This window comes from Kitasatospora sp. NPDC058063 (assembly GCF_042885395.1).
Taxonomy (GTDB): Bacteria; Actinomycetota; Actinomycetes; order Streptomycetales; family Streptomycetaceae; genus Kitasatospora; species Kitasatospora lactacystinica.
Genome location: NZ_JBHVSD010000007.1, coordinates 201,898 through 224,169, shown reverse-complemented (window position 1 = coordinate 224,169; position 22,272 = coordinate 201,898). Strand labels below are relative to the sequence as shown.

The window sequence follows — 22,272 nt, the reverse complement described above, 5'->3', positions numbered from 1 at the left end:
AGGGGGCCTTTCAGGAGGTCGTGGTCAGAACGGGCAGGTGCTTCTCGAAGGGGAGCGGCCCGATGGTCAGGGGGTCGGCGGAGACGTCGAACAGCGGGGTGTAGCCGGCCGCCAGGTAGAGGTTCCTGGCCTCCGGCTGGCGCGGGCCGGTGGTGAGGTGGAAGCGGGTGTAGCCGGCCGCGGCCGCCGTCCGCTCCAGCTCGGCCAGCACCCGGCGGGCCAGGCCCCGGCGCCGGTGCGCGGAGTGCGTCCACATCCGCTTCACCTCGGCGGTGCGGTCGTCGTAGCGCTTGTACGCGCCGCCGGCCACCGGTTCGCCGTCCTCCAGCAGGAGCAGCAGCACGCCGTGCGGCTCGGCGAAGTCCCCGGCCGGGTAGCGGGTCATCTCCTGGTGCGCCTCGGGGCCGTACCGGGTGACGTACTCGTGGGTGAGCTCGCGCAGCAGCGGCTCGACCAGCGGATCGTCGATCGCGGCCCTGCGGAACTCCCACCCGTCGGCCGGGCCCGCGCCTGCGCTCACGCCTGCACCGCGATCAGCTGGTGGCGGTCGCGCTCGGCCCGCTCGGCCCGCTCGGCCCTGGCGGCGTCCCGCTTGGCGACCTCCTCGCGGACGATCGGGATGACGTACCGGCCGAAGTCGATCGCGTCGTCCAGCAGGTGGTAACCGCGCGCGGAGAGGATGTCCACGCCGAGGTCGTAGTAGTCGAGCAGCGCCTGGGCGACCGTCTCCGGGGTGCCGACCAGCGCGTTGGAGTTGCCCGCCCCGCCGGTGGCCGCGGCGGTCGGGGTCCACAGGGCGCGGTCGTAGCGCTCGCCGGCCTCGGCGATCTCGATCAGCCGCTGGGAGCCGACGTTCTCGGGCGCCGCGGTCCCGCGCGTCCCGGCCCCGCGCGTCCCGGTCGCCGGGTTCGTCCCCGCCCGGTCGGTACCCCGACGGTCCCGGATCGCGGCCACCGTCCGGTGCGCCTTCTCCCAGGCCAGCTCCTCGGTCGGCGCGATGATCGGCCGGAACGCCACCTGGATCCGCGGCACGTCGGTGCGCCCGGCGGCCCGGGCCGCCTCCTTCACCCGCTCGATCTGCTCGGCGGTGCGGGCCAGCGGCTCGCCCCAGAGGCAGTAGACGTCCGCCTCGGCGCCGCCGGCCGCGTAGGCCGCGTCGGAGGAGCCGCCGAAGGAGACCCCCGGGCGCGGCTGCTGCACGGGGAAGACGTCCGAGACGAAGTCGTCGAAGCGGTAGTGCGGGCCCTCGTGGTCGAAGGGCTCCCGGCTGGTCCAGGCCTTCTTGACGATGCCGATGTACTCCCGGGTGCGCTCGTAGCGCTGGTCCTTGGTCAGGAAGTCGCCCTCGCGCCGCTGCTCGTGGTCGTTGCCGCCGGTGATGAAGTGCACGGTCAGCCGGCCGTCGCTGATCCGGTCGAGGGTCGCGAAGGTCTTGGCGGCGAAGGTCGGGTAGGAGACGTTCGGCCGGTGGGCCAGCAGGATCTGGAGGCGCTCCAGGTGCGAGGCGAGGAAGGCCGCCGCGGCCGACGGCTCCGGGGCGCCGGCCCCGTAGGCGAAGAGCACCCGGTCCCAGCCGTGGTCCTCGTGCGCCCGGGCCAGCCGCAGGGTGTAGTCGCGGTCGAAGGCGGCGGTGGTGCGGGCGGTGGTCTCCGAACCGTCGCCGGTGGCGGCGATACCGAGGAATTCGACGGGCATGGCGGAACCTTTCGGGTGGGCGGGACTCCGGTGGACTGCGGGTGGGCAGGGGGTGCCACCCGGCCGGAGGCGGGGGCGCCGGAGGCGGCCGCGGCGGGGCGGCCGTCGAACACGTGACGGTGGACGTGACGGTGGAAACGGCGACGGGAGGGGACTGCCGGAGTGCGGGAGAGCCGGAGTGCGGAAGGGCCGGAGCGCAGTGCGAAGTCGACGGCGGCAGCGAAGGCCTGACGCGTCGCCGGTAGCCGACGACGGATCCGGGCCGCGACGGGGCGAACCGAGGGAGGGCTCCCCGCCGGGAGATCAGGCCGGACGGACGGCCCGCTGCCGGGTCAGCCGCGACACGCCGCGGACCACACCCGACCGAAGTCGATGTGGTCGCGGCTGACCAGGGGCTGCTCGGCGTACATGGCCTCAAGTTGAGCAGTCGGCCGATCGGTACGTCAACCATCCATCATTGCCGCACTGTTGCGATCTCCTGTCGCTTTTCCGACGCGCCCCGGCCGGGCCCTCCGCCGTCCCGATCACCCTTGACAGCCGTCGATCGCGCATGCGTACGATCGGCGCGGAGTGCAGTGCAATGCGCCGGCCGTGTTGAGGGACGCGGGCCGCGCCCCCGTACGTGACCACCGCCGTACACCTCCCCGCCCGCACTCCGCCCAGGAGCCGCCGCCATGGCCACCCCGCAGGACGTCCTGCCCGCCCCCTCCGCACTCGACCGCCCCGCCGCGCCGCCCGCCGCCGAGGCCCGGATCGTCGCCCGCCGCAAGCCCGGCCAGTGGGCCGCCGCCGCCGTCGCCCTGCTGCTGGCCGCGATGGCGGTCAACTCGGTGATCCGCAACAAGGCCTTCCAGTGGAGCGTGGTCGCCGACTGGTTCACCGCCCGGTCCGTGCTCGACGGACTCGCCCTGACCCTCTGGCTGACGGCCGTCACCCTCGCCCTCGGCTTCCTGCTCGGCACCCTCCTCGCCACCATGCGGCTGTCCGCCAACCCGGTGCTGCGCACGCTGAGCTGGGTCTACATCTGGGTGTTCCGCTCCACCCCGCCGCTGGTGCAACTGCTGTTCTTCTTCAACATCGGCGCGCTCTACCCCACCCTCGGCCTCGGCGTCCCGTTCGGCCCCGAGTTCGTCACGGTCAGGACCGTCAACCTGATGGGCCCCACCCTGACCGCCGTCATCGGCCTCACCCTGCTGGAGACCGCGTACGCCGCCGAGGTGATCCGCGGCGGCATCCTGTCCGTCGACCGCGGCCAGCTGGAGGCGGCGTCCGCGCTCGGGCTCGGCCGGTGGCGGGTGCTGCGCCGGATCGTGGTGCCGCAGGCGATGCGGGCGATCGTGCCGACCGCCGGGAACATGCTGATCGGCGCCCTCAAGGGCACCAGCATCGTCAGCGTGCTGGCCGTCTCCGACCTGCTCTACTCGGTGCAGCTGGTCTACCTCCAGTCGTACCGGGTCATCCCGATGCTGATGGTCGCCACCATCTGGTACCTGGTGGTCACCACCCTGCTGTCCGTCGGCCAGTACTACGTGGAACGGCACTTCGCCCGGGGCGCCACCCGCGACGGCCTGCCGCCCACCCCGCTGCAGCGGGCCCGCGCGGCCTTCGTGAAGGTGGTGCGGGCATGACGGCGCTGGTCATCGTCGGCGCCGGCCCGCGCGGCACCGGGCTGCTGGAGCGGATCGCCGCCAACGCGGTCGAACTCCTGCCCGAGGACCGCCCGTTGGCGATCCACCTGGTCGACCCGTACCCGCCGGGCGCGGGCCGGATCTGGCGCCACGACCAGTCCCCGCTGCTGCGGATGAACTCCATGGCCGAGGACGTCACCATGTTCACCGACGAGCGCTCCACCCTCGAAGGGCCGGTCCGCCCCGGCCCCTCGCTCGCCGAATGGGCCGCGCGGCAGGAGGAGTTCGCGCCCTACCGGGAGGTCGCCGACCCGGCCGTCCGGGCCGAGCTGCGCACCCTCGCGCCCGCGGACTTCCCCACCCGCCGGGCCCAGAGCGCCTACCTGGACTGGGTGTTCCGCCGCGCCGTCGCCGAACTGCCGGCGCACATCGCGGTCACCGTCCACCGCGACACCGTCCGGCGGATCGAGGGCCCGGCCGACGGCCCGCAGAGCGTCCACCTCACCGACCGGACGCTCACCGCCGACCACGTCGTGCTCACCCTCGGCCACCTCGACTCGGCCCCGCACCCGCGCTTCGCCGCCGACGCCGCCTTCGCCGCCCGGCACGGCCGCTTCCACCTCCCGCCCGCCCACTCCGCTGACGTGACCGCCGAACTGGCCGCGCTCGCCCCCGGCGAGCAGGTGGTGCTGCGCGGCCTCGGGCTCGCCTCGGTGGACCTGGTCACGCTGCTCACCGAGGGCCGCGGCGGCCGCTTCGAGCCGGTCGGGGACGGGCCCGCGCTGCGCTACCTGCCCTCCGGCCGCGAGCCGGTGCTCCACCTCGGCTCCCGGCGCGGCGTCCCGTACCACTCCAAGACCGGCTACCGGCTCCAGGGGCCGCCCGCCCCGCTCCCCCGGTACTTCGACGAGGCCGCCGTGAACACCGTGCTCGCCACCGGTGGGCAGCTCGAACTGCGGCGCGACTTCTGGCCGTTGATGGCCAAGGAGATCGCCTTCGGGCACTACCACGAGCTGTTCCACGCCCACCCCGGGCGCACCGCCCTGCCCTGGCCGGAGTTCCTCGGCCGCTACGACCGGCACCACTGGTACGGCCCCGAACTCGCCGCCCTGATCGCCGAGGCCGTCCCCGACCCGGCCGACCGGATCGACTTCGAACGGCTCGACCACCCACTGGCCGGGCTCGAACTCGGCACCGACGAGGAGCTCCAGGCACACCTGCGCGGGTACGTCACCGCCGACGCCGACCGCCGCGCCGACCCGGCGCACAGCGCCGATCTCGGCGCCTTCCTCGGCCTGCTCTCGCTGTTCGGCCAGCTCCCCCGGGTGATGGCGAGCGGCCGGCTCACCGCCCGGTCGATCGCCGAGGAGGTGGACGGGTGGTTCTTCGGCTACTTCAGCTTCCTCGCCTCCGGCCCGCCCGGCTTCCGGCTGCGCCAGCTGCTCGCCCTCTCCGAGGCCGGGGTGGTGCGCTTCCTCGGCGCGGACGTGCGGGTCGAACGGGACGAGGCGAGCGGCACCTGGCGGGCCGGCGGCGCCACCGTGCCCGGCCACCGGGTCACCGCGACGGCGCTGGTCGAGGCGTACCTGCCCAAGCACGCGCTGGCCCGCACCCTGGACCCGGTGCTGCGCGACCTGCACCGCACCGGGCGGATCGTCGAGGAGGTGGTCACCGACCCCGACTACACCCACCGCTCCGGCCTGGTCACCATCACCCCCGCGAACAGCCGGCTGCTCGACCCGGCCCTCGGCGGCGCCCCGCACCCCCGCCGCACCGCCCTCGGCCCGCACACCAGCCTGCGCGCGGCCGCCGCCTTCGCCCGCCCGCGCACCAACGCCCCGGGCTTCCGGCAGAACGACTCCGCCGCCCGCGCCCTGCTCCACGCCCTGGCCGCCCTCCCGGCGCCGGCCCTGGCGGGCTGAGCGCCGTGGCGACGGCGCTCAGGCCCCGAAGATCTCCTCCACCAGGTCCTCGTCCGAGACGTGGTCCGGTGCGTCGAACACCACGTCCGCGACGCCCTTCAGGCCGATCCCCCGGTCCAGCGCGTCCATGCAGGCCCGGGCCTCCTCGTCGGTGGCGAAGTCCCACAGCCGCAGCCGCCGCACCAGCACCAGCGCCTCCACCGGGCTCATCCGCGGCGTGCGGCGGCGCTGCCCCGGCCCCTTGCGGCCGGCCTGGGCCAGCTGCTGCTGGTAGCCGGCCAGGTCCCGCCAGGCCTGCACGGTGCTCGGGTGGTGCTCGCCCAGCACCCGGGCGAGGTCCGGCAGCAGCCCGTGCAACTGGAGCACCGCGCCCTGCGGGTCGCCCCGGTTGGCCCGGTGCAGCGCGAGGTCGTGCCGGGCCTTCAGGACCCGCGGGTCGTACGGGCCCCAGGCGGCGTGCAGGTCGGGCAGCAGCTCGTTCATCAGCCGGATCGCGGTGACCGGCGCACCGCTCTCGCCGACGCACCAGACCAGGTGGTAGCGGGCGCCGAGGGTGTCCGGGTCGACCGCGCCGAGCGCCGCGCGCATGTCGTCCACCAGGGCGGTCAGCAGCCGGACCGCGCCGTTCAGGTCCCCGGTCCGGCTGAGGTACCAGGCGAAGTCCCGCCAGGTGCACAGGGTGTCCCGGTCGCTCCGGCCGAGCACCGTCACGCACTCCTGGGCGAGCGTCTGCAGCAGCATCGCCGACTCGCCGGCCGTCGCCGCCCGGTACGCGGCGGACCGGCGCTCGCGCAGTGCGGCCCGGACGGACTCGGCCGGCGGCGTGGCCGTCACCGGCGGCGTGGTCAGCGGGGGCAGCACCGACGGGACGGCGGGCGGCGCGACGGGCGCGGGCAGCACGGCAGGCGCGGGCAGCACGGCGGGCGCGGGCGGCAGCGCGGGCGCGGGGACGACCGGCGGGGCGCTCGGCGGCGGTGGCACCACCGGCCCCGGGCGCTCCACCACGGTCGGCGCCGGCTGCCGCGCCGAGGCCTCCCGGCCGCCCGGCCAGTCGGCCAGCTCGGCGAGCCGCCGCTCGACCGTACGGGCGTCGGCCGGCCGGTCCGCCGGATCCTTCGCCAGCAGCTCCGCGACCAGCCCGGCCACCTGCGGCGGCAGCCCGAACTGCGCCGGGTCCAGCGGCGGCGGCGCCTCGTTGAGGTGCTGGTACATCAGCACCGGAGTCGAGTCCCCGCCGAACGGCCGTGCCCCGGTGAAGAGTTCGATCAGGACGCAGCCCAGCGCGTAGAGGTCGGCCCGCCCGTCCACCCGGCCGCCGGTCCAGCGCTCCGGCGCCATGTACGCCGGGCTGCCGACGATCGTCCCGGTGGTGGTCAGCCCGCCCGCGCCGGTGTCCAGCTGGGCGATGCCGAAGTCCAGCACCTTCAGCTGCCCGGCGTCGGTGATCATCACGTTGTCCGGCTTGATGTCCCGGTGCACCATGCCCGCGTCGTGCGCGGCAGCCAGCGCTCCGCCGATCTGCCGCCCCCAGCGCAGGCTGAGCGCGGGCTCGGGCACCCCCGCCCGCAGCACCTCGGTGAGGGTGCGGCCGGTGAGCAGCTCCATCACCAGGTAGGTGACCTCCTCGCCGCCGAGCTCGCACTGCCCCAGGTCGTGCACCGTGACGATGTGCGGGTGCGAGAGGTTGCCGGCCGCACCGGCCTCCCGGACGAACCGCAGCGCGGCCTTCGCCCGGTCACCGCCGTGGTGCCCGATGACCTTGACCGCCACCGGCCGCCCCATCCGGGTGTCCCGGGCCCGCCACACCACCCCGAACCCGCCTTGCCCGAGCTTCTCCACCAGCTCGTACCGGCCGTCCAGGACGTCCCCGACTCGCACGCGCCCTCCCCTCCCGCCATGACGCCCAGACTCTACCGACGCCGTCCACCGCCCTTCCCCCCGCCGTCGCCCCTCCCCTCCTCCTCTCCCCCGGGCCCCGGCCAGATGGAAGGATGCAGTCGAATCCCCGCGCGAACGCGGCGGTGCGAACCCAGCAGAGCCCGAGGAGCGGCCATGGCCAAGCAGGCCCCGCAGAGCGACCCGGCGCAGGACGCCCCCGAGGTGTCCGCGCCCCAGCACGCGGCCGCCGGACTGCCCGCCGTCGGCCACAGCCTGCGGATGGCCGCCGAGCAGATGGGCGCCCGCCGCACCCTGGCCACCCTGCGCAAGGTCAACCAGCAGAACGGCTTCGACTGCCCCGGCTGCGCCTGGCCGGAGCCGGACAAGCCGCACACCGCCGAGTTCTGCGAGAACGGCGCCAAGGCCGTCGCCGAGGAGGCCACCGAGCGGCGCGTCCACGCCGACTTCTTCGCCGCCCACCCGGTCGCCGACCTGGCCGAGCGCTCCGGCTACTGGCTGGGCCAGCAGGGCCGGCTCACCGCGCCGATGCTGCTCGACGAGGGCGCCACCCACTACACGCCGGTCTCCTGGGACGACGCCTTCGCGCTGATCGCCGAGGAGCTGAAGGCCCTGGACACCCCGGACGGCGCCGCCTTCTACACCTCCGGCCGGACCAGCAACGAGGCCGCCTTCGCCTACCAGCTGTTCGCCCGCCGGCTCGGCACCAACAACATGCCGGACTGCTCGAACATGTGCCACGAGTCCTCCGGCTCGGCGCTCACCGAGACGCTCGGCGTCGGCAAGGGCAGCGTCGGCCTGAAGGACCTCTACCAGGCCGACCTGATCATCGTGGCCGGCCAGAACCCGGGCACCAACCACCCCCGGATGCTCTCCGCGCTGGAGCGCGCCAAGCGGGCCGGCGCCACGATCGTCAGCGTCAACCCGCTGCCGGAGGCGGGCCTGGAGCGGTTCAAGAACCCCCAGCACGCGCGCGGGCTGGTCGGCCACGGCACCAAGCTGACCGACCTCTTCCTGCAGATCCGCCTCGGCGGCGACCTCGCGCTGTTCCGCGCGCTGAACCGGATCGTCCTGGAGCGGGACGGCGTCGACCACGACTTCGTCGCCGAACACTGCTACGGCTTCGAGGAGTTCGAGGCCCAGGCGCGCGGGACCGACCGCGACGAGGTGCTCGCCGCGACCGGGCTGCCCTGGGAGCAGATAGCAGAGCTCGGCGAGCTGGTGCTGAAGTCCGAGAAGATCATCGTCTGCTGGGCGATGGGCCTCACCCAGCACAAGCACGCCGTGCCGACCATCCGCGAGGTCGTCAACTTCCTGCTGCTGCGCGGCAACGTCGGCCGCCCCGGCGCCGGGGTCTGCCCGGTGCGCGGGCACAGCAACGTCCAGGGCGACCGGACGATGGGCATCTTCGAACGCCCCACCGCCGCCTTCCTGGACGCGCTGGGCGAGGAGTTCCGCTTCGAGCCGCCGCGCGAGCACGGCCTCGACTCGGTGGACACCATCCGCGCGATGCGCGACGGCAGGGTCGGGGTCTTCTTCGCGATGGGCGGCAACTTCGTCGCGGCCACCCCGGACACCGAGGTCACCGAGGCCGCGATGCGCCGCTGCCGGCTGACCGTCCACGTCTCCACCAAGCTCAACCGCTCGCACGTGGTCACCGGCGCCCGCGCCCTGATCCTGCCCACCCTGGGCCGCACCGACCGGGACGTCACCGCGCGCGGCGCCCAGTTCGTCAGCGTCGAGGACTCGATGGGCCAGGTGCACGCCTCGCGCGGCGGCCTGCGGCCGCCCGCCCCCGGGCTGCTCTCCGAGACCGCGATCGTCTGCCGGCTCGCCCGCGCCGTGCTCGGGCCGCAGGACACCGTGCCGTGGGAGGACTTCGCCGCCGACTACGACACCCTGCGGGACCGGATCGCCCGCGTCGTGCCGGGCTTCGAGGACTACAACGAGAAGGTCCGCCGCCCCGGCGGCTTCACCCTGCCGCACGGCCCCCGGGACACCCGTACCTTCCCGACCGCGACCGGCAGGGCCAACTTCTCCGTCAACCCGCTGACCGCCCCCGAGGTCCCGCCGGGCCGGCTGCTGCTCCAGACCCTGCGCTCGCACGACCAGTACAACACCACGATCTACGGCCTCGACGACCGCTACCGCGGCATCAAGGGCGGCCGCCGGGTGGTCCTGGTCAACCCCGCGGACGCCGACGAGCTCGGGCTCACCGACGGCGGGTACGTCGACCTGGTCGGCGAGTGGAGCGACGGCGTGGAGCGCCGCGCCCCGCACTTCCGGGTCGTCCACTACCCCGTCGCCCGCGGCGGCGCGGCGGCCTACTATCCCGAGACCAACGTCCTGGTGCCGCTCGACTCCACCGCCGACATCAGCAACACGCCGACCTCCAAGGCCGTCGTGATCCGCTTCGCCCCCGACAGCGGCGCGTAGCCGCAGGCCGCCCCACGTCCGATGACGTGGGGCGGCCCTCGGTGTCGGTGCCGCGGTGTCAGTGCGTCGGCGTGCCCAGCGGCAGCGTGGCCGTCGCGCTGCCCGGGGCCGAGGCGGTCGCCGAGCCGGTGCCGCTCGGGCTCCCCGTCGGGGTGCCCGTCCCGGTCGGGGTGGGCGTGCCGGTCCCGCTCGGGGTGCCCGTCCCCGTCGGGGTGCTCGGGCCGGTCGGCGTGCCGGTCGGGGTCGAGGTGGGCGTGCCGCCGGACGGCGTCCCCGGGTCGGTCGGCGTACCGGTGCCGCCCGGCGTGGTCGGCGTCCCGCCCGGCGTCTGCGGCACGGTCGGCGGCGTCACCTCGCCGCCGGGGGCCGGCGTGGCCGGCAGCTGGTGGGCCGGGCTCGGCGCTATCGGCGTGACGGCGTCCCAGCCCGACGGGAGGTCGGGCACCTTCCAGGCGCCGCCGGCGTCGTCCGCCGCGCCGGACGGGTCGGGACGGACGGCCCCGAGGATCGGCATCGAGCCGATCGGCGAGATCTTGATGAACGCGCCGGGCCGCGGCGCCTGCACGATCAGCCCGCCGCCGATGTACATCCCGATGTGCGAGGCGTCCTGGAAGTACACCACCAGGTCGCCGGGCCGCAGCTGGTTGAGCGCCACGTGCGGCAGCTGCGCCCACTGCTCCTGGCTGGTGCGCGGGATCGGCTTGCCCGCGTGCAGCCAGGCCTGCGAGGTGAGGCCCGAGCAGTCGTAGGCGTCCGGGCCGGTGCCGCCCCACAGGTACGGCTTGCTCACCTGCGCCAGCGCGAAGGCGATGGCCGCGCGCCCCTGCTGGGAGGGCGTGCGCTCGCCCTTGCCGAGCGCCCCGGAGGCGAGGAAGGCGAGCTGCGCCTCGTCCGCCTTGGCCTTCTCCAGCTGCTCCAGCTCGGTCCGCTGGGCACCGGTCAGCGAGGAGACCATCTGCTCGACCGCCGTGAGGTCGGCGGACGCCTTGGCCTTGGCCGCGTCCTGCTGGACGACCAGCGTCCGGGCGGTCGCCAGCGCCTCCTCGGTCTGCTTCTTCAGCCCGTCCAGCGCGTCCCGGTCGCTCTTCAGCTTGTCCAGGAACTCCGACTGCGAGCGGCTGGCCGAGGCGAGCAGCTCGGCGATGACGACCGCCTCGTACGGGTCCTTGGAGAGCAGCAGCTCCGCGTAGGCCGACGCGGCCCCGTTGCGGTACTGCGCGGCGGCGAGCTGCGAGGCGATGTCGGTGCCCGCGTCGACCTGCTTCTGCTGGCGGTCCAGCCGGCTCTGGAGGTCGGTGAGCGCGGTCTGCTGGTCCGCCGCCTTGGCGACGGCGCCGTTGTACTGCTCGGTGGCGGCCTCGGCGCTCTGGTAGAGCCCGTGCAGCCGGTCGAGCAGCGGGCCGAGGGTGGCCTTGGCGGCGGCGAGCGGGTCGGCGTCGGCGGCGATCTGGCCGGCTCCCGGGTCGGGCGCGGCCCAGGCGGCCTGGGCGCCCACCGGCAGTGCGAGCGCCGCGGCCGCGAGGACGGCTCCGCAGCGCAGCGCCGCCCGCACCCAGGGCCGTACGCCTGCCGTCTCCGCTCTCTGTCCCGCCCCGCCCATGGCCTGGTCCTCCCCGCCGCGCACTGCCCCTGTCCCGGCTTTCCGGATCCCGCAGATCCTCCCACGGGTTACTCGCCGGAAACAGGGCGCATGCGGACCGGGAGGTTAATTCTCGATGGACCTGTGAGACAGCTCTCAGCAAACCGGGTCGAACCGGCGCGTTCTTCGCTAATGTCCAGTTCAGCGCGCCGTATGTCACCTCGATGAAATCCAGTGGTCACTGCGAGTCAACCATCGGAACCACGATTCCCGGCCCAGTTCACCTTCCGTTTACCAAGCAGACCTACGGTCGCGACGTCACCAACGTCCGTGCGACAACTACGACGATTGTTTGGGTATGGAACACATCTCGTTCCTGGTAGCCGTTGTGATCATCACGGCGCTCGCCTTCGACTTCACCAACGGGTTCCACGACACCGCCAACGCGGCCGCCACCGCGATCGCGACCGGGGCTCTTCGTCCGAAGGTCGCGGTCACCATCGCGGCCCTGCTCAACTTCGCGGGCGCGTTCCTGTCCGTGAAGGTCGCCACCACCATCTCCGGCGGCATCGTCAACGAGAAGGCCGGCGTCCATCCCGAGATCATCTTCGCGGCCCTGGCCGGCGCCATCCTCTGGAACCTGCTGACCTGGCTGCGCGGACTGCCGTCCAGTTCCTCGCACGCGCTGTACGGCGGCCTGATCGGCGCCACGATCGTCGGCGTCGGCATGAACGGCGTCAACTTCGACACCGTGGTGACCAAGATCCTCATCCCCGCGGTCGCCTCCCCGTTCGTCGCCGGCCTGGCCTCCTGGGGCGCCACCAAGCTGGCGTACGTGATCACCCGCAAGGGCGACTCCGCGACCACCGAGAAGGGCTTCAAGACCGGCCAGATCTTCTCCTCCTCGCTGATCTCGCTCGCGCACGGCACCAACGACGCCCAGAAGACGATGGGCATCATCACCCTGACCCTGGTCTCGGTCGGCGCCCTGCCGCACGGCGCGCTGCCGCCCACCTGGGTGATCGTCTCCGCCGGCGCCGCGATCGCGCTCGGCACCTACATGGGCGGCTGGCGGATCATCCGCTCGATGGGCAAGGGCCTGGCGGACATCCGCCCGCCGCAGGGCTTCGCCTCCGAGTCGGCCGCCGCGACCGTCATCCTGACCTCCTCGCACATGGGCTTCGGCCTCTCCACCACCCAGGTCTGCTCCGGCGGCATCATGGGCGCCGGCCTCGGCGGCCCGAAGGGCGAGCTGCGCTGGAGCCTGGTCCGCCGCATGGTCTACACCTGGGGCCTGACCCTGCCGGCCGCCGCCGTGGTCTCCGGCGGCGCTGCCCTGCTGGCCGAGCAGGGCAGCTGGGGCGTCGCCCTGGTCGGCGTCGTGCTGGTGGCCGGCGCGGGCGCGATGTGGGTGATCTCCCGCCGCCAGCCGGTCGGCGCGGACAACGTCAACGACGTCGACGTCACCCCGGTCGAGGTCGCACCGGCCGGCGCCGCCGCGAACACCCCCACCCCCGCCTCGACCACGGTCGCGGCCTGAGCGCCCCGGAGCACTCACCATGCACATCAAGTGGAACGCCCTGGCCCAGACCGCCGGATTCAGCTTCGGCATCACCGTCGCCGTCGTCTGCGTCTTCGCGCTCGGCATCCTGGCGCTGTCCCGCCGCGAGTCCGCCCTGGTCGCCGCCCGTGAGGGCGGGGGCGCCGGGGCCGCGGGCGGCGGCAGGCTCGCCCTGGCCGGCGCCTGCGTCTGCTTCGCGCTGTGCGGCGGGGCCGTCCTCTACGGGCTGTCGCTGATCGCCGGCAAGTAGCCGCACCCGGCACGACGGGCCGGGGAGTGCCTTCGCACTCCCCGGCCCGTTCGCGTATCCCGACGGCCGGTCAGCTCTCCTGGGTGGTGGTCCGCAGCGCGGTCTCCCGGATGAACAGCACGGTGACGAAGGCCAGCGCCGCGAACGGGGCGGCGCACAGGAAGATGGTGCCGACGCCGTGGCCGAAGGCGTCCGTCACCAGCGGCACGATCGGGGCGGGCAGCTTGGCCAGGTCCGGGATGCCGCCGCCGGAGGCCGCGGGCGACGCCGGGACGTGCGCCGCGGCCAGGTTCTCGGCCAGGTAGTGGGAGACCTTGTTGGACATCAGCGCGCCGAGCGCGGAGACGCCCATCGCACCGCCCATGGTGCGGAAGAAGGTGACCACCGAGCTGGCCGCGCCGAGCTCGTTGCGGGGCACCGTGTTCTGCACCGCGAGCACCAGGTTCTGGCTGGTCAGGCCGAGGCCGACGCCGGTGATCGCCATGTAGACGGAGAGCAGCACGTAGCTGGTGTCGGCCCGGGCGGTGCCGAGCAGCGCGAAGCCGACGGCGAGCAGCGCGGTGCCGGAGACCAGGTAGGCCTTCCACTTGCCGTACTTGGTGATCAGCCGGCCGACCACCGCGGAGGAGACGGCCAGGCCGAGGATCATCGGCAGGGTCATCAGGCCGGCCATGGTCGGGGACTTGGCGCGGGCCAGCTGGAAGTACTGGCTGAGGAAGGTGGTCGCGCCGTACATCCCGACGCCGACCAGCACGCTGGCCAGCGCGGCCAGGGTGACGGTGCGGTGCTTGAAGAGGCTCGGCGGGATGATCGGCTCGGCGGCGCGGCGCTCGATCACGACGGCCAGGGCGCCCAGCAGCACGCCGCCGCCGACCATGGCCGCGGTCTGCCAGGAGAGCCAGGCGTAGTTCTTGCCGGCCAGGGTGATCCAGATCATCAGCAGGCTGACCGAGCCGGTGATGACCAGGGCGCCCAGGTAGTCGATCTTCGCCTTGCGCTTGACCACCGGGAGCTTGAGGGTGCGCTGCACCACCAGGATCGCGACCAGCGCGAACGGGATGCCGACGTAGAAGCACCAGCGCCAGCCGAGCCAGGAGGTGTCCACGATGACGCCGCCGATCAGCGGTCCGCCGATGGTGGCGAGGGCGAAGACCGCGCCGAAGTAGCCGCTGTAGCGGCCGCGCTCGCGCGCCGGGACCATCGCGGCCAGGCAGATCTGGCCGAGCGCCACCACACCGCCGGCGCCGATGCCCTGGAGCGCGCGGCAGGCGATCAGCTCGCCGGTGTTCTGCGAGAGGCCGGCCAGCGCCGAGGTGCCGATGTAGATCAGCAGGGCGATCTGGAGCAGCAGCTTCTTGCTGACGAGGTCGGAGAGCTTGCCCCAGATCGGGGTGGAGGCGGTGAGGGTGAGCAGGGCCGCCGTGATCACCCAGGTGTAGGCGGACTGGCCGCCGTGCAGGTCGGCGAGGATGTGCGGCAGGGCGTTGGAGACGACGGTCGAGGAGAGCACGGCCACGAAGAGGCCGAGCAGCAGGCCGGAGAGCGCCTCCATCACCTGCCGGTGCGTCATCTGTTGACTGTCGGCCGCTGCGGCGGTTCCGCTCGCGGCCTCGGTGGTCACGGTCATCTGGGTCCTTCGGCGAGCGTGCGGGATACGCGGATCATGAAATTTCGTTGCCGTAAGCAACCATAAGACTGGATGGTTGAATTAGGCAACTTTCTTCAAGGGAAAGTAAAGCCCGCGCCCACGGACCCCGGAGGCCCGCGCGACCGCCGCCGGATCACTCGGCCGGCGGCTCCCCCAGCACGTCGTTGAAGCGGTGCAGCAGCTCCGCGAAACGGGTCACGTCCTCCGGCGACCAGTCGTCCATCACCTCGCGCACCCGCCGCATCCGGACGCCCTGCGCGGCCAGGTAGCGCCGCCGCCCGTCCTCGGTGAGCGAGACCAGCGCGGACCGGCGGTCCAGCGGGTCCGTCTCCCGGGCCACCAGGCCCAGCTCCTCCAGCGTCCGGATCTGCCGGCTCACCGTCGCCTTGCCGACCGAGAAGTGCACGCCGACGTCGGTCACCCGCACCGGCCCGGCCTGCTCGACGTAGCCGAGCAGGCTGTACGCCATCCCCTCCAGTCCGGGGTGCACCCGCCGTGAGAGTTCCGCCACTCTGGCCCGGCCCCGCCGGAACATCAGCGCGACCTCGCGCTCCACCGCCACCAGGGCATCCTCGTCGCTCACCGCGCCAGTATCGCGCAGTGGCACCGGCCGCGGCCCGGCGCGTGCGGTGCGACAAGCCAACTACTTCATGGTATGAAGTATCGGTTCTGGAAGTACCGTTTTTCCCCGTTACGCAAGGAGATGTGGATGGCAGCCCCGGGGCAGGGTTTCCTCGCCGAACTGAAGAGTGCGGTCACCCCGCGCGCGGCACTGCTCGTGATCGGCGTGCTGCTGCTCCAGCTCGGCTTCATCACCTCGTACATCGGGGCGCTGCACAAGCCGGCCCCGCAGAACCTCTCCATCGCGGTGGTCGCCCCGCCGCAGGTCGCCCCCAAGCTGGTCGGCGCGCTGGAGTCGGTGCCGAACGACGCCGTCAAGGCCCTCACCGCGCCGGACGCCGAGACGGCGACCCAGCAGATCAAGGACCAGAAGATCTACGCGGCGCTGGTCGTGGACCCGACCGGCACCCAGGACACCCTGCTGGTCGGCGGCGCCCGCGGCCCGTCCGCGGCCAAGGCCGCCGAGACCATCACCACCGCGATCGACCAGAGCCAGGGCCGCACCGTGAAGGTCCAGGACGTGGTGCCGCTCGCCAAGGGCGACACCAACGGCCTCTCCGCCTTCTACCTGGTGATCGGCTGGTGCGTCGGCGGCTACCTGGTCGCCTCCATCCTGGGCATCAGCGCGGGCTCCAAGCCGGCCAACGTCCACCGCCTGGTGATCCGCCTCGGCGTGCTCGCGCTGTACTCGATCGGCGCCGGCGTGCTCGGCACGGTGATCGCCGGGCCGGTGCTGGACGCGCTGCCGGGCTCGATCCTCGGCCTGAGCGCCGTCGGTGCGCTGGTGGTGTTCTCGGTCGGCGCCTTCACCATGGCGCTCCAGTGCCTGTTCGACGTCATCGGCATCGGCATCGCGGTGCTGATCTTCGTGGTGCTCGGCAACCCGAGCGCGGGCGGGGTCTACCCGGCGCCGATGATGCCGCCGTTCTGGCGGGCGATCAGCTCGTGGATCCCGAACGGCGCCGGCACCAGCGCGGCCAAGTCGGTCGCCTACTTCGACTCCACCAACCTGGGGCTGCCGATCCTGGTCCTGGTGGTCTGGGCGCTGATCGGCATCGGCGTCGCCCTGCTGGCCGTCCTGCGCGGCCCGCGCTCCGGCGGCCGCGCGCTGGTCCCCACCGAGGACTGAGCCGCCCGCTCCCGACCCGTCACCGGGCCCCCGGCCACCGCGGCCGGGGGCCCGGCGCGTGTTCCGGGGCCGGCGCGCCCCGCGGGTCCGGCCGGGTCGGCCGGGGCGGCCACGAGGCCAGGTCGGCCACGACGACCCGGACGCCTCTCACCCCGCCGCGAGCGGCCCCGGGTCGGCCACGATGGCCCGGACGACCCGCACCGCCGCGCCCAGCAGCGGGCCCCGGCGACCCAGCCGGGAGACCGTCAGCCGGTCCTCCGACCAGGGCCGCACCGTCACCCGGGCGGCCAGTTCGGCCCGCATCGCGGGCAGCAGCCAGGGCGCCAGCCGGGCGTAGCCGCCGCCCAGCACCACCTCGGCCGGGTCCAGCAGGTTGACCGCGCCGGCGGCCGCGGTGCCGAGCGCGGCACCGGCCCCGGCCAGCGCCGCGAGGGCGGCCCGCTCCCCGGCCCCGGCCCGGTCGGCGAGCAGCGCCACCCAGTCGCCCCGGGCGCCGGTCAGACCGGCCGCCCGCAGTACCGCCGCCTCGCCCGCGTACTGCTCCAGGCAGCCGTGCGCCCCGCAGGCGCAGCGCGGCCCGTCGGGGTGGACCGGCACGTGGCCGAACTCGCCGGCGAAGCCGCCGGCCCCGCGCAGCAGCCGGCCGCCGACCACGATCGCCGCGCCCACCCCGGCCTCGGCGGAGACGTACAGGAAGTCGTCCGGGCCCGCGCCCAGCCAGCGCTCGGCCAGTCCGCCGAGGTTGGCCTCGTTGTCGGCCTCGATCGGCAGCCCGGCCAGGCCGCCGCCGGCCGTGCGCAGCGCCGGGCGCAGCGCGGCGGCCAGCGGGACGTCCTGCCAGCCCAGGTTGGCGGCCCGCCGGAGCACCCCGCCGGAGTCGCCGACCAGCCCGGGCACGGCCAGGGTGAGCCCGGCCGGGCGCAGCCCCGACTCGGTGACGGCCTCGTGCAGCAGGTGGGCGAGGTCGGCCATCACGGCGGCGGGCTCGCGCCCGTGGTTGGAGACCTCCCGGCGCCGCCAGGCGCGGACCTCCCCGCGCAGGTCCACCACGCAGGCGCCCAGGTGGCGCACCCCGATCTCGGCGCCGAGGCCGCCGGGCCCGTCCGGGTTGAGGCCGAGCGCGGTGCCGGGGCGGCCGACCTTGCCGCTGGGCGCGGCGGGGCCCTCCTCGACCACCAGGCCGGCGGCGATCAGCTGCTCGGCGAGCGAGGAGACGGCGGCCCTGGTCAGGCCGGTCCCGGCGGCCACCTCCGCGCGCGAGCGCGGTCCGCCCGCGATCGTCCCGAGCACCAGGGCCAGGTTGGCCCGGCGCATCCCCTGCTGGCTGGCGGGCCCGGTCCGGACCGGGTCCGGCTCACGCATAAGGCTCACCTCGCCCCTTTACGGCACATCCGGTGGCATCCCGGGTGCAGCGTAGTCGGGTTCCGGGGGCACCGCCGTCGGCACCGGGACGGGCTCGGCCCGGGTCCGCCCGGCGGGCGGGACGAAGACCCACCGCCGCATCGCCCGGTAGCGGAACAGCATCGCCACGAAGGTGCCGACGACCATCCCGCTGAGGAAGTCCGCGACCTCCTGCTCGAAGGGCCCGATGTACGGCTCGCGCAGGTCCAGGAGGTACCGGGAGACCACCAGCGGCATGTCATTGACGGCGATCGCCACGGCGCTGACCAGGACAAACATCAGCACCTCGCGCTTGCGGCCGGCGGCCCGGAAGGCCCAGCGGCGGTTCAGCACGTACGAGACGACGGTGCCGATCACGGTCGCGACGGTCAGCGCGACCACCGGTTTGCGCTCCAGCACCGTGAACTTGAGCTCGAAGTTGATCACCGTGGTGAGCACGAAGCAGCCGCTCCCGACCAGCAGGAACTTCACCAGCCGGCGGTGGCGCACCAGGAAGGGACGCAGCCGGTCGGGCACCCGGGCCAGGGCGCGCTGCGTGGGGGACGGCATCTCCGCAGTCTCGCACGCGGGGGTACCGCCGGCCGTTCAGATCGCCGGTGGCCCCTTCGGGTCGCCGGCGGCCGTCGGACCGGCGGCTCCCGGAGCGCCGGCGCGTGGCCCGGGCCGCCGGTGCGGGCGGCCCGGGCCGGCGGTCAGGCGGCCACCAGCACCGTGGCCCCGGCCGGCTCCAGCGCCAGCTCCAGCACCTCCCGCACGTCCGCCACCGGGTGGACGGTGAGCCGCTCCAGCACCTCGGCCGGGACGTCGTCCAGGTCGGCCTCGTTGCGCCTGGGGATGATCACCGTGGTGACCCCGGCCCGGTCGGCGGCGAGCAGTTTCTGCTTCACCCCGCCGATCGGCAGCACCCGCCCGGTCAGCGACACCTCGCCGGTCATCGCCACGTCGGTGCGCACCCTGCGGCCCGAGAGCAGCGAGGCCAGCGCCGTGGTCATGGTGATGCCCGCGCTCGGCCCGTCCTTGGGGACGGCCCCGGCCGGGATGTGCAGGTGCACGCCGCGGTCCCGCAGCGAGGTGACCGGCAGCTCCAGCTCGGCGCCGCGCGAGCGCAGGTAGGAGAGCGCGATGTGCGCGGACTCCTTCATCACGTCGCCCAGCTGTCCGGTGAGGGTCAGCCCGGTGCCGCCGGTCTCGGCGTCGGCCAGCGAGGCCTCGATGTAGAGGACGTCGCCGCCGGCGCCGGTCACCGCGAGGCCGGTGGCCACGCCGGGGACGGCGGTGCGGCGCTCGGCCGGCTCCTGGGCGGACTCCGGCACGTGGTGCGGCCGGCCGATCAGGGCGCGCAGGTCCTGCGGGCCGACCTGGGCGGGCAGCTCGCGTTCGCCCAGTTCGGCCTGCGCGGCGATCCTGCGCAGCACCCGGGCGATCGAGCGCTCCAGGGTGCGCACGCCCGCCTCCCGGGTGTACTCCCCGGCGAGGCTGCGCAGCGCCGCCTCGTCCACGGTGACCTGCCCGCCGCCGAGACCGGCCTTCTCCAGCTGGCGCGGGAGCAGGTGGTCGCGGGCGATGGCGACCTTCTCGTCCTCGGTGTAGCCATCCAGCCGGACCAGCTCCATCCGGTCGAGCAGCGGCCCGGGGATGGCGTCCAGCACGTTGGCGGTGGCGAGGAAGACGACGTCGGAGAGGTCGAGCTCGACCTCCAGGTAGTGGTCCCGGAAGGTGTGGTTCTGCGCCGGGTCCAGCACCTCCAGCAGGGCGGCGGCCGGGTCGCCCCGGTAGTCGGAGCCGACCTTGTCGATCTCGTCGAGCAGGACGACCGGGTTCATCGAGCCGGCCTCCTTGATCGCCCGCACCAGCCGGCCGGGCAGCGCGCCGACGTAGGTGCGCCGGTGGCCGCGGATCTCCGCCTCGTCCCGGACGCCGCCGAGGGCGACCCGGACGAACTTGCGGCCCATGGCGCGGGCCACCGACTCGCCGAGCGAGGTCTTGCCGACGCCGGGCGGGCCGACCAGGGCCAGCACCGCGCCGCCCGCCCGTCGCCCGCCGGTGCCGCTGGTGGGAAGCGCTCCGCGCTGCCCCTCCCGAGGGCCGCCGGCCGGCCCGAGCCCCTGGTCGGCCCGGCGCTTGCGGACGGCCAGGTACTCGACGATGCGGTCCTTCACGTCGTCGAGGCCGGTGTGGTCGGCGTCCAGCACCGCGCGGGCGCCGGCGATGTCGTACTCGTCCTCGGTGCGCTCGCTCCAGGGCAGTTCCAGGACGGTGTCCAGCCAGGTCCGGATCCAGGAGCCCTCGGGCGACTGGTCGGAGGAGCGCTCCAGCTTGTCGACCTCCTTGAGCGCGGCCTCGCGGACCTTCCCGGGCAGGTCGGCGGCCTCGACCCGGGCGCGGTAGTCGCCCTCCTCGTCGGCCGCCCCGCCGTTCAGCTCGGCCAGCTCCTTGCGGACGGCCTCCAGCTGGCGGCGGAGCAGGAACTCCTTCTGCTGCTTGGCCACGCCCTCCTCGACGTCCTTGCGGATGGTGTCGTTGACCTCCTCCTCGGCGAGGTGGTCGCGCAGCAGGGTGAGCGCGTACTCCAGTCGGGCGACCTGGTCGGCCTCCAGCAGCACCTTGAGCTTCTGCTCGGCGGTGGCGAAGGGCGCGTAGCCGATGTTGTCGGCGAGCTCGCCGACGCCCTCGATCTGCGCCACCCGGTCGACGATCTGCCAGGCGCCGCGCCTGCGCAGCCACTGGGTGGACAGCGCCTTGTACTCCTTGACCAGCTCGGCGGCCCGGCCGGCCACCGGGGTGCCCACCGAGGACTCCCGGAACGGCGTGGTCTCCACCCAGAGGGCGGCGCCGGGGCCGGTGGTGCCGGCCCCGATCCGGACCCGGCGCACGGCGCGCACCAGCGCCGCCGGATCGCCGTCCGCGAGCCGTCCGACCTGCTCCACGGTGGCCAGGGTGCCGGCCGCCGCGTACGAGCCGTCCACCCGCGGGACCAGCAGGACCTGCGGCTTGCCGGTGCCGGTGGCGGCGGCCCGGGCGGCCTCGACCGCGGCGCGCACCTCGGCGTCCTTCAGGTCCAGCGGCACGACCATGCCCGGCAGGACGACCTCGTCGTCGAGCGGCAGCACGGGCAGGGTGAGCGGTGTGGACGTCGATGCCATGATCTCTCCCCAGTCAGCGAACTTGAGTCGACCTGACTAAGGCTTGGCGGCCGCCGGATGTTCCCGGCGCTCTGTTCGCCGTGAGCGAACACGAATCGGGCCGGGAAGCCCGCGCCCGACTCCGTCAAGAGAGGGGTGGGCGCACCTCGGGGAACCCCGGCAGGAGGCCCCCGGGGCCCGGACGGCCCCGGCCGGACGACGGCGTCAACGCGCCGTCCACACCCGCGCGGACGCACCGCCGGCGGCCGTCGCGACGGCCGGACGCGGCCGGGGCGGGCGCCGCTCCACCCGGCGCAGCCAGCGCCACAGCGCGACCCCGGTGAGCACCGCGGCCGGGTGCCCCACCCCCGTGATCACGTCCTTGTCGGTGGCGATCTGCTGGGCGATCATCAGCCCCGCACCGCCCAGCGCGAGCAGCCGCCCGCGCCAGGAGAGCAGCCCGGCCACCGCGCCCAGGCAGGCGAGCACGCCGTAGCTGACCCCGATGTCCAGGTAGTCCATCGCCTCGGGCGCCATCCGCCCGGTCTCCACCGCGGTGATCACCACCCCCTGGGAGAGCAGCGTGGCCGCGACGTGCCCGACCGCGAACACCGCCGCCGCCCGGGCCGGACCGACCCTGCGCTCCAGCGGGGCGAGGGTGAGCGCGAATCCCCACAGGTAGGGCATCCACACCTCGCCGGCCACCCAGAATCCGCTCAGCACAAGAGCGCGCAAAGGATGCTGGAGCAGGTTGTGCCCGTCCGAGCTGGAGGCCTCCTGCAGCCGCTGGACGAGTTCCGGGTCGGCGAGCCTGGCGAAGGTCGTGGTGGCGCCCACGACGGCGAGGTACCCGAGCGTGAAGGGCGTGCTCCGGGGTGTCGGCACCCGCTCCAGCAGCCACTGGAGGACGCCGGCGCGCAGCCCGAGGCGGAGCATTCCGTAGGGCGCCCCCGCGCCCCCGCACCCGTCGGCACTCCGTCCGAGTCCCGCCATGACGCCTCCGCTCCACGCCGCAGCCACCGGCTCCCCGCCCGGGCCCAACGTACCGGCGCGCACCGCGGGTTCCGCCCGGTCGGGTGTTGTCGTGGCCACGGTACGTCGAGGTTCTGAGAGGCACCTGGGAAAAGCCCGTGAAGAACACCGCCGTAGCGGACGGCGGGATTCCCGACATTGGTCCAGACCTTCTCCCCCGCAACGCGGCAGTAGGGCCTCTGACCGGCGACTTGGCGTCAACTGAACTGCATACGTACCGTTACGCAGTGAAAATTCGCCGGGTAAGGTATCGGCCCGTGCCCACTCGTGCAGTGGGTCCGAGGGCGGCCCGACAGCCGGCCCACGGGCCGGAAACGTCCGGTCCACCTGCCGGGAAGCATCCGCTGTCCGT

Annotated in this window: 16 protein-coding genes; 6 read left to right on the top strand and 10 right to left on the bottom strand. The window is 74.2% G+C overall.

The window, feature by feature from the left end:
- Positions 1-10: 10 nt before the first annotated feature.
- The gene (locus ACFVUY_RS14560; RefSeq protein WP_387690926.1) at positions 11-520 is read right to left on the bottom strand and encodes a GNAT family N-acetyltransferase; all 510 of its coding nucleotides are present in this window, start codon (positions 518-520) and stop codon (positions 11-13) included.
- A complete protein-coding gene (locus ACFVUY_RS14555) occupies positions 517-1,695 on the bottom strand; it encodes an LLM class flavin-dependent oxidoreductase (RefSeq protein ID WP_387729947.1) in 1,179 nt (392 codons plus the stop codon). The genes ACFVUY_RS14560 and ACFVUY_RS14555 overlap by 4 nt, the downstream gene beginning before the upstream one ends.
- A 674-nt stretch (positions 1,696-2,369) precedes the next feature.
- Between ACFVUY_RS14555 and ACFVUY_RS14550 the strand changes: the two genes are divergently transcribed.
- Positions 2,370-3,323 (top strand): amino acid ABC transporter permease, encoded by a 954-nt coding sequence (locus ACFVUY_RS14550; RefSeq protein ID WP_387729945.1) that lies wholly within the window; start codon positions 2,370-2,372, stop codon positions 3,321-3,323.
- Entirely contained in the window at positions 3,320-5,245 is a 1,926-nt protein-coding gene (locus tag ACFVUY_RS14545; RefSeq protein WP_387729943.1) for an FAD/NAD(P)-binding protein, read from the top strand. Before ACFVUY_RS14550 ends, ACFVUY_RS14545 begins: the two co-directional genes overlap by 4 nt.
- A gap of 18 nt (positions 5,246-5,263) precedes the next feature.
- On the opposite strand, the gene ACFVUY_RS14540 is transcribed toward ACFVUY_RS14545, so the two are convergent.
- Positions 5,264-7,123, bottom strand: a complete 1,860-nt coding sequence (locus ACFVUY_RS14540) for a protein kinase (RefSeq protein ID WP_387729940.1) — start codon at positions 7,121-7,123, stop codon at positions 5,264-5,266.
- A gap of 174 nt (positions 7,124-7,297) precedes the next feature.
- Between ACFVUY_RS14540 and ACFVUY_RS14535 the strand changes: the two genes are divergently transcribed.
- The gene (locus ACFVUY_RS14535) at positions 7,298-9,577 is read left to right on the top strand and encodes an FdhF/YdeP family oxidoreductase (protein WP_387729937.1); all 2,280 of its coding nucleotides are present in this window, start codon (positions 7,298-7,300) and stop codon (positions 9,575-9,577) included.
- A 58-nt stretch (positions 9,578-9,635) separates the two neighbouring features.
- Here ACFVUY_RS14535 and ACFVUY_RS14530 read toward each other — a convergent pair whose 3' ends face one another.
- The gene (locus ACFVUY_RS14530; RefSeq protein WP_387729934.1) at positions 9,636-11,177 is read right to left on the bottom strand and encodes a C40 family peptidase; all 1,542 of its coding nucleotides are present in this window, start codon (positions 11,175-11,177) and stop codon (positions 9,636-9,638) included.
- Between the two features lie 337 nt (positions 11,178-11,514).
- Here ACFVUY_RS14530 and ACFVUY_RS14525 point away from each other — a divergent pair, with 337 nt between their 5' ends.
- Together ACFVUY_RS14525 and ACFVUY_RS14520 are read left to right on the top strand one after the other, a co-directional pair.
- Complete coding sequence (locus ACFVUY_RS14525; RefSeq protein ID WP_359904449.1) at positions 11,515-12,696, top strand: inorganic phosphate transporter; 1,182 nt, start codon at positions 11,515-11,517, stop codon at positions 12,694-12,696.
- Between the two features lie 19 nt (positions 12,697-12,715).
- Complete coding sequence (locus tag ACFVUY_RS14520; RefSeq protein ID WP_387729932.1) at positions 12,716-12,967, top strand: hypothetical protein; 252 nt, start codon at positions 12,716-12,718, stop codon at positions 12,965-12,967.
- A 70-nt stretch (positions 12,968-13,037) separates the two neighbouring features.
- Here the strand turns inward: ACFVUY_RS14520 and ACFVUY_RS14515 are convergent, their stop codons facing one another.
- The gene (locus ACFVUY_RS14515) at positions 13,038-14,594 is read right to left on the bottom strand and encodes an MDR family MFS transporter (RefSeq protein WP_359904454.1); all 1,557 of its coding nucleotides are present in this window, start codon (positions 14,592-14,594) and stop codon (positions 13,038-13,040) included.
- A 154-nt stretch (positions 14,595-14,748) separates the two neighbouring features.
- Positions 14,749-15,198: a MarR family winged helix-turn-helix transcriptional regulator gene (locus tag ACFVUY_RS14510; protein ID WP_387729930.1), complete on the bottom strand. Its 450-nt coding sequence runs from the start codon at positions 15,196-15,198 to the stop codon at positions 14,749-14,751.
- A 126-nt stretch (positions 15,199-15,324) separates the two neighbouring features.
- Between ACFVUY_RS14510 and ACFVUY_RS14505 the strand changes: the two genes are divergently transcribed.
- Positions 15,325-16,365 carry a DUF3533 domain-containing protein gene (locus ACFVUY_RS14505; protein WP_387695794.1) on the top strand — a complete coding sequence of 347 codons (1,041 nt, stop codon included), beginning with the start codon at positions 15,325-15,327 and terminating at the stop codon, positions 16,363-16,365.
- A 147-nt stretch (positions 16,366-16,512) separates the two neighbouring features.
- Here the strand turns inward: ACFVUY_RS14505 and ACFVUY_RS14500 are convergent, their stop codons facing one another.
- The 4 genes from ACFVUY_RS14500 to ACFVUY_RS14485 all read right to left on the bottom strand — a co-directional run bounded on the left by ACFVUY_RS14500 (position 16,513) and on the right by ACFVUY_RS14485 (position 21,824).
- The gene (locus ACFVUY_RS14500; protein WP_387695793.1) at positions 16,513-17,727 is read right to left on the bottom strand and encodes an ROK family protein; all 1,215 of its coding nucleotides are present in this window, start codon (positions 17,725-17,727) and stop codon (positions 16,513-16,515) included.
- An 18-nt stretch (positions 17,728-17,745) separates the two neighbouring features.
- Positions 17,746-18,315 (bottom strand): GtrA family protein, encoded by a 570-nt coding sequence (locus ACFVUY_RS14495; RefSeq protein ID WP_387695791.1) that lies wholly within the window; start codon positions 18,313-18,315, stop codon positions 17,746-17,748.
- Positions 18,316-18,458: 143 nt separating this feature from the next.
- Positions 18,459-20,909, bottom strand: a complete 2,451-nt coding sequence (lon, locus tag ACFVUY_RS14490) for an endopeptidase La (RefSeq protein WP_387729928.1) — start codon at positions 20,907-20,909, stop codon at positions 18,459-18,461.
- 204 nt (positions 20,910-21,113) lie between these two features.
- Positions 21,114-21,824, bottom strand: a complete 711-nt coding sequence (locus ACFVUY_RS14485; protein WP_387729926.1) for a rhomboid-like protein — start codon at positions 21,822-21,824, stop codon at positions 21,114-21,116.
- Positions 21,825-22,272 lie beyond the last annotated feature (448 nt).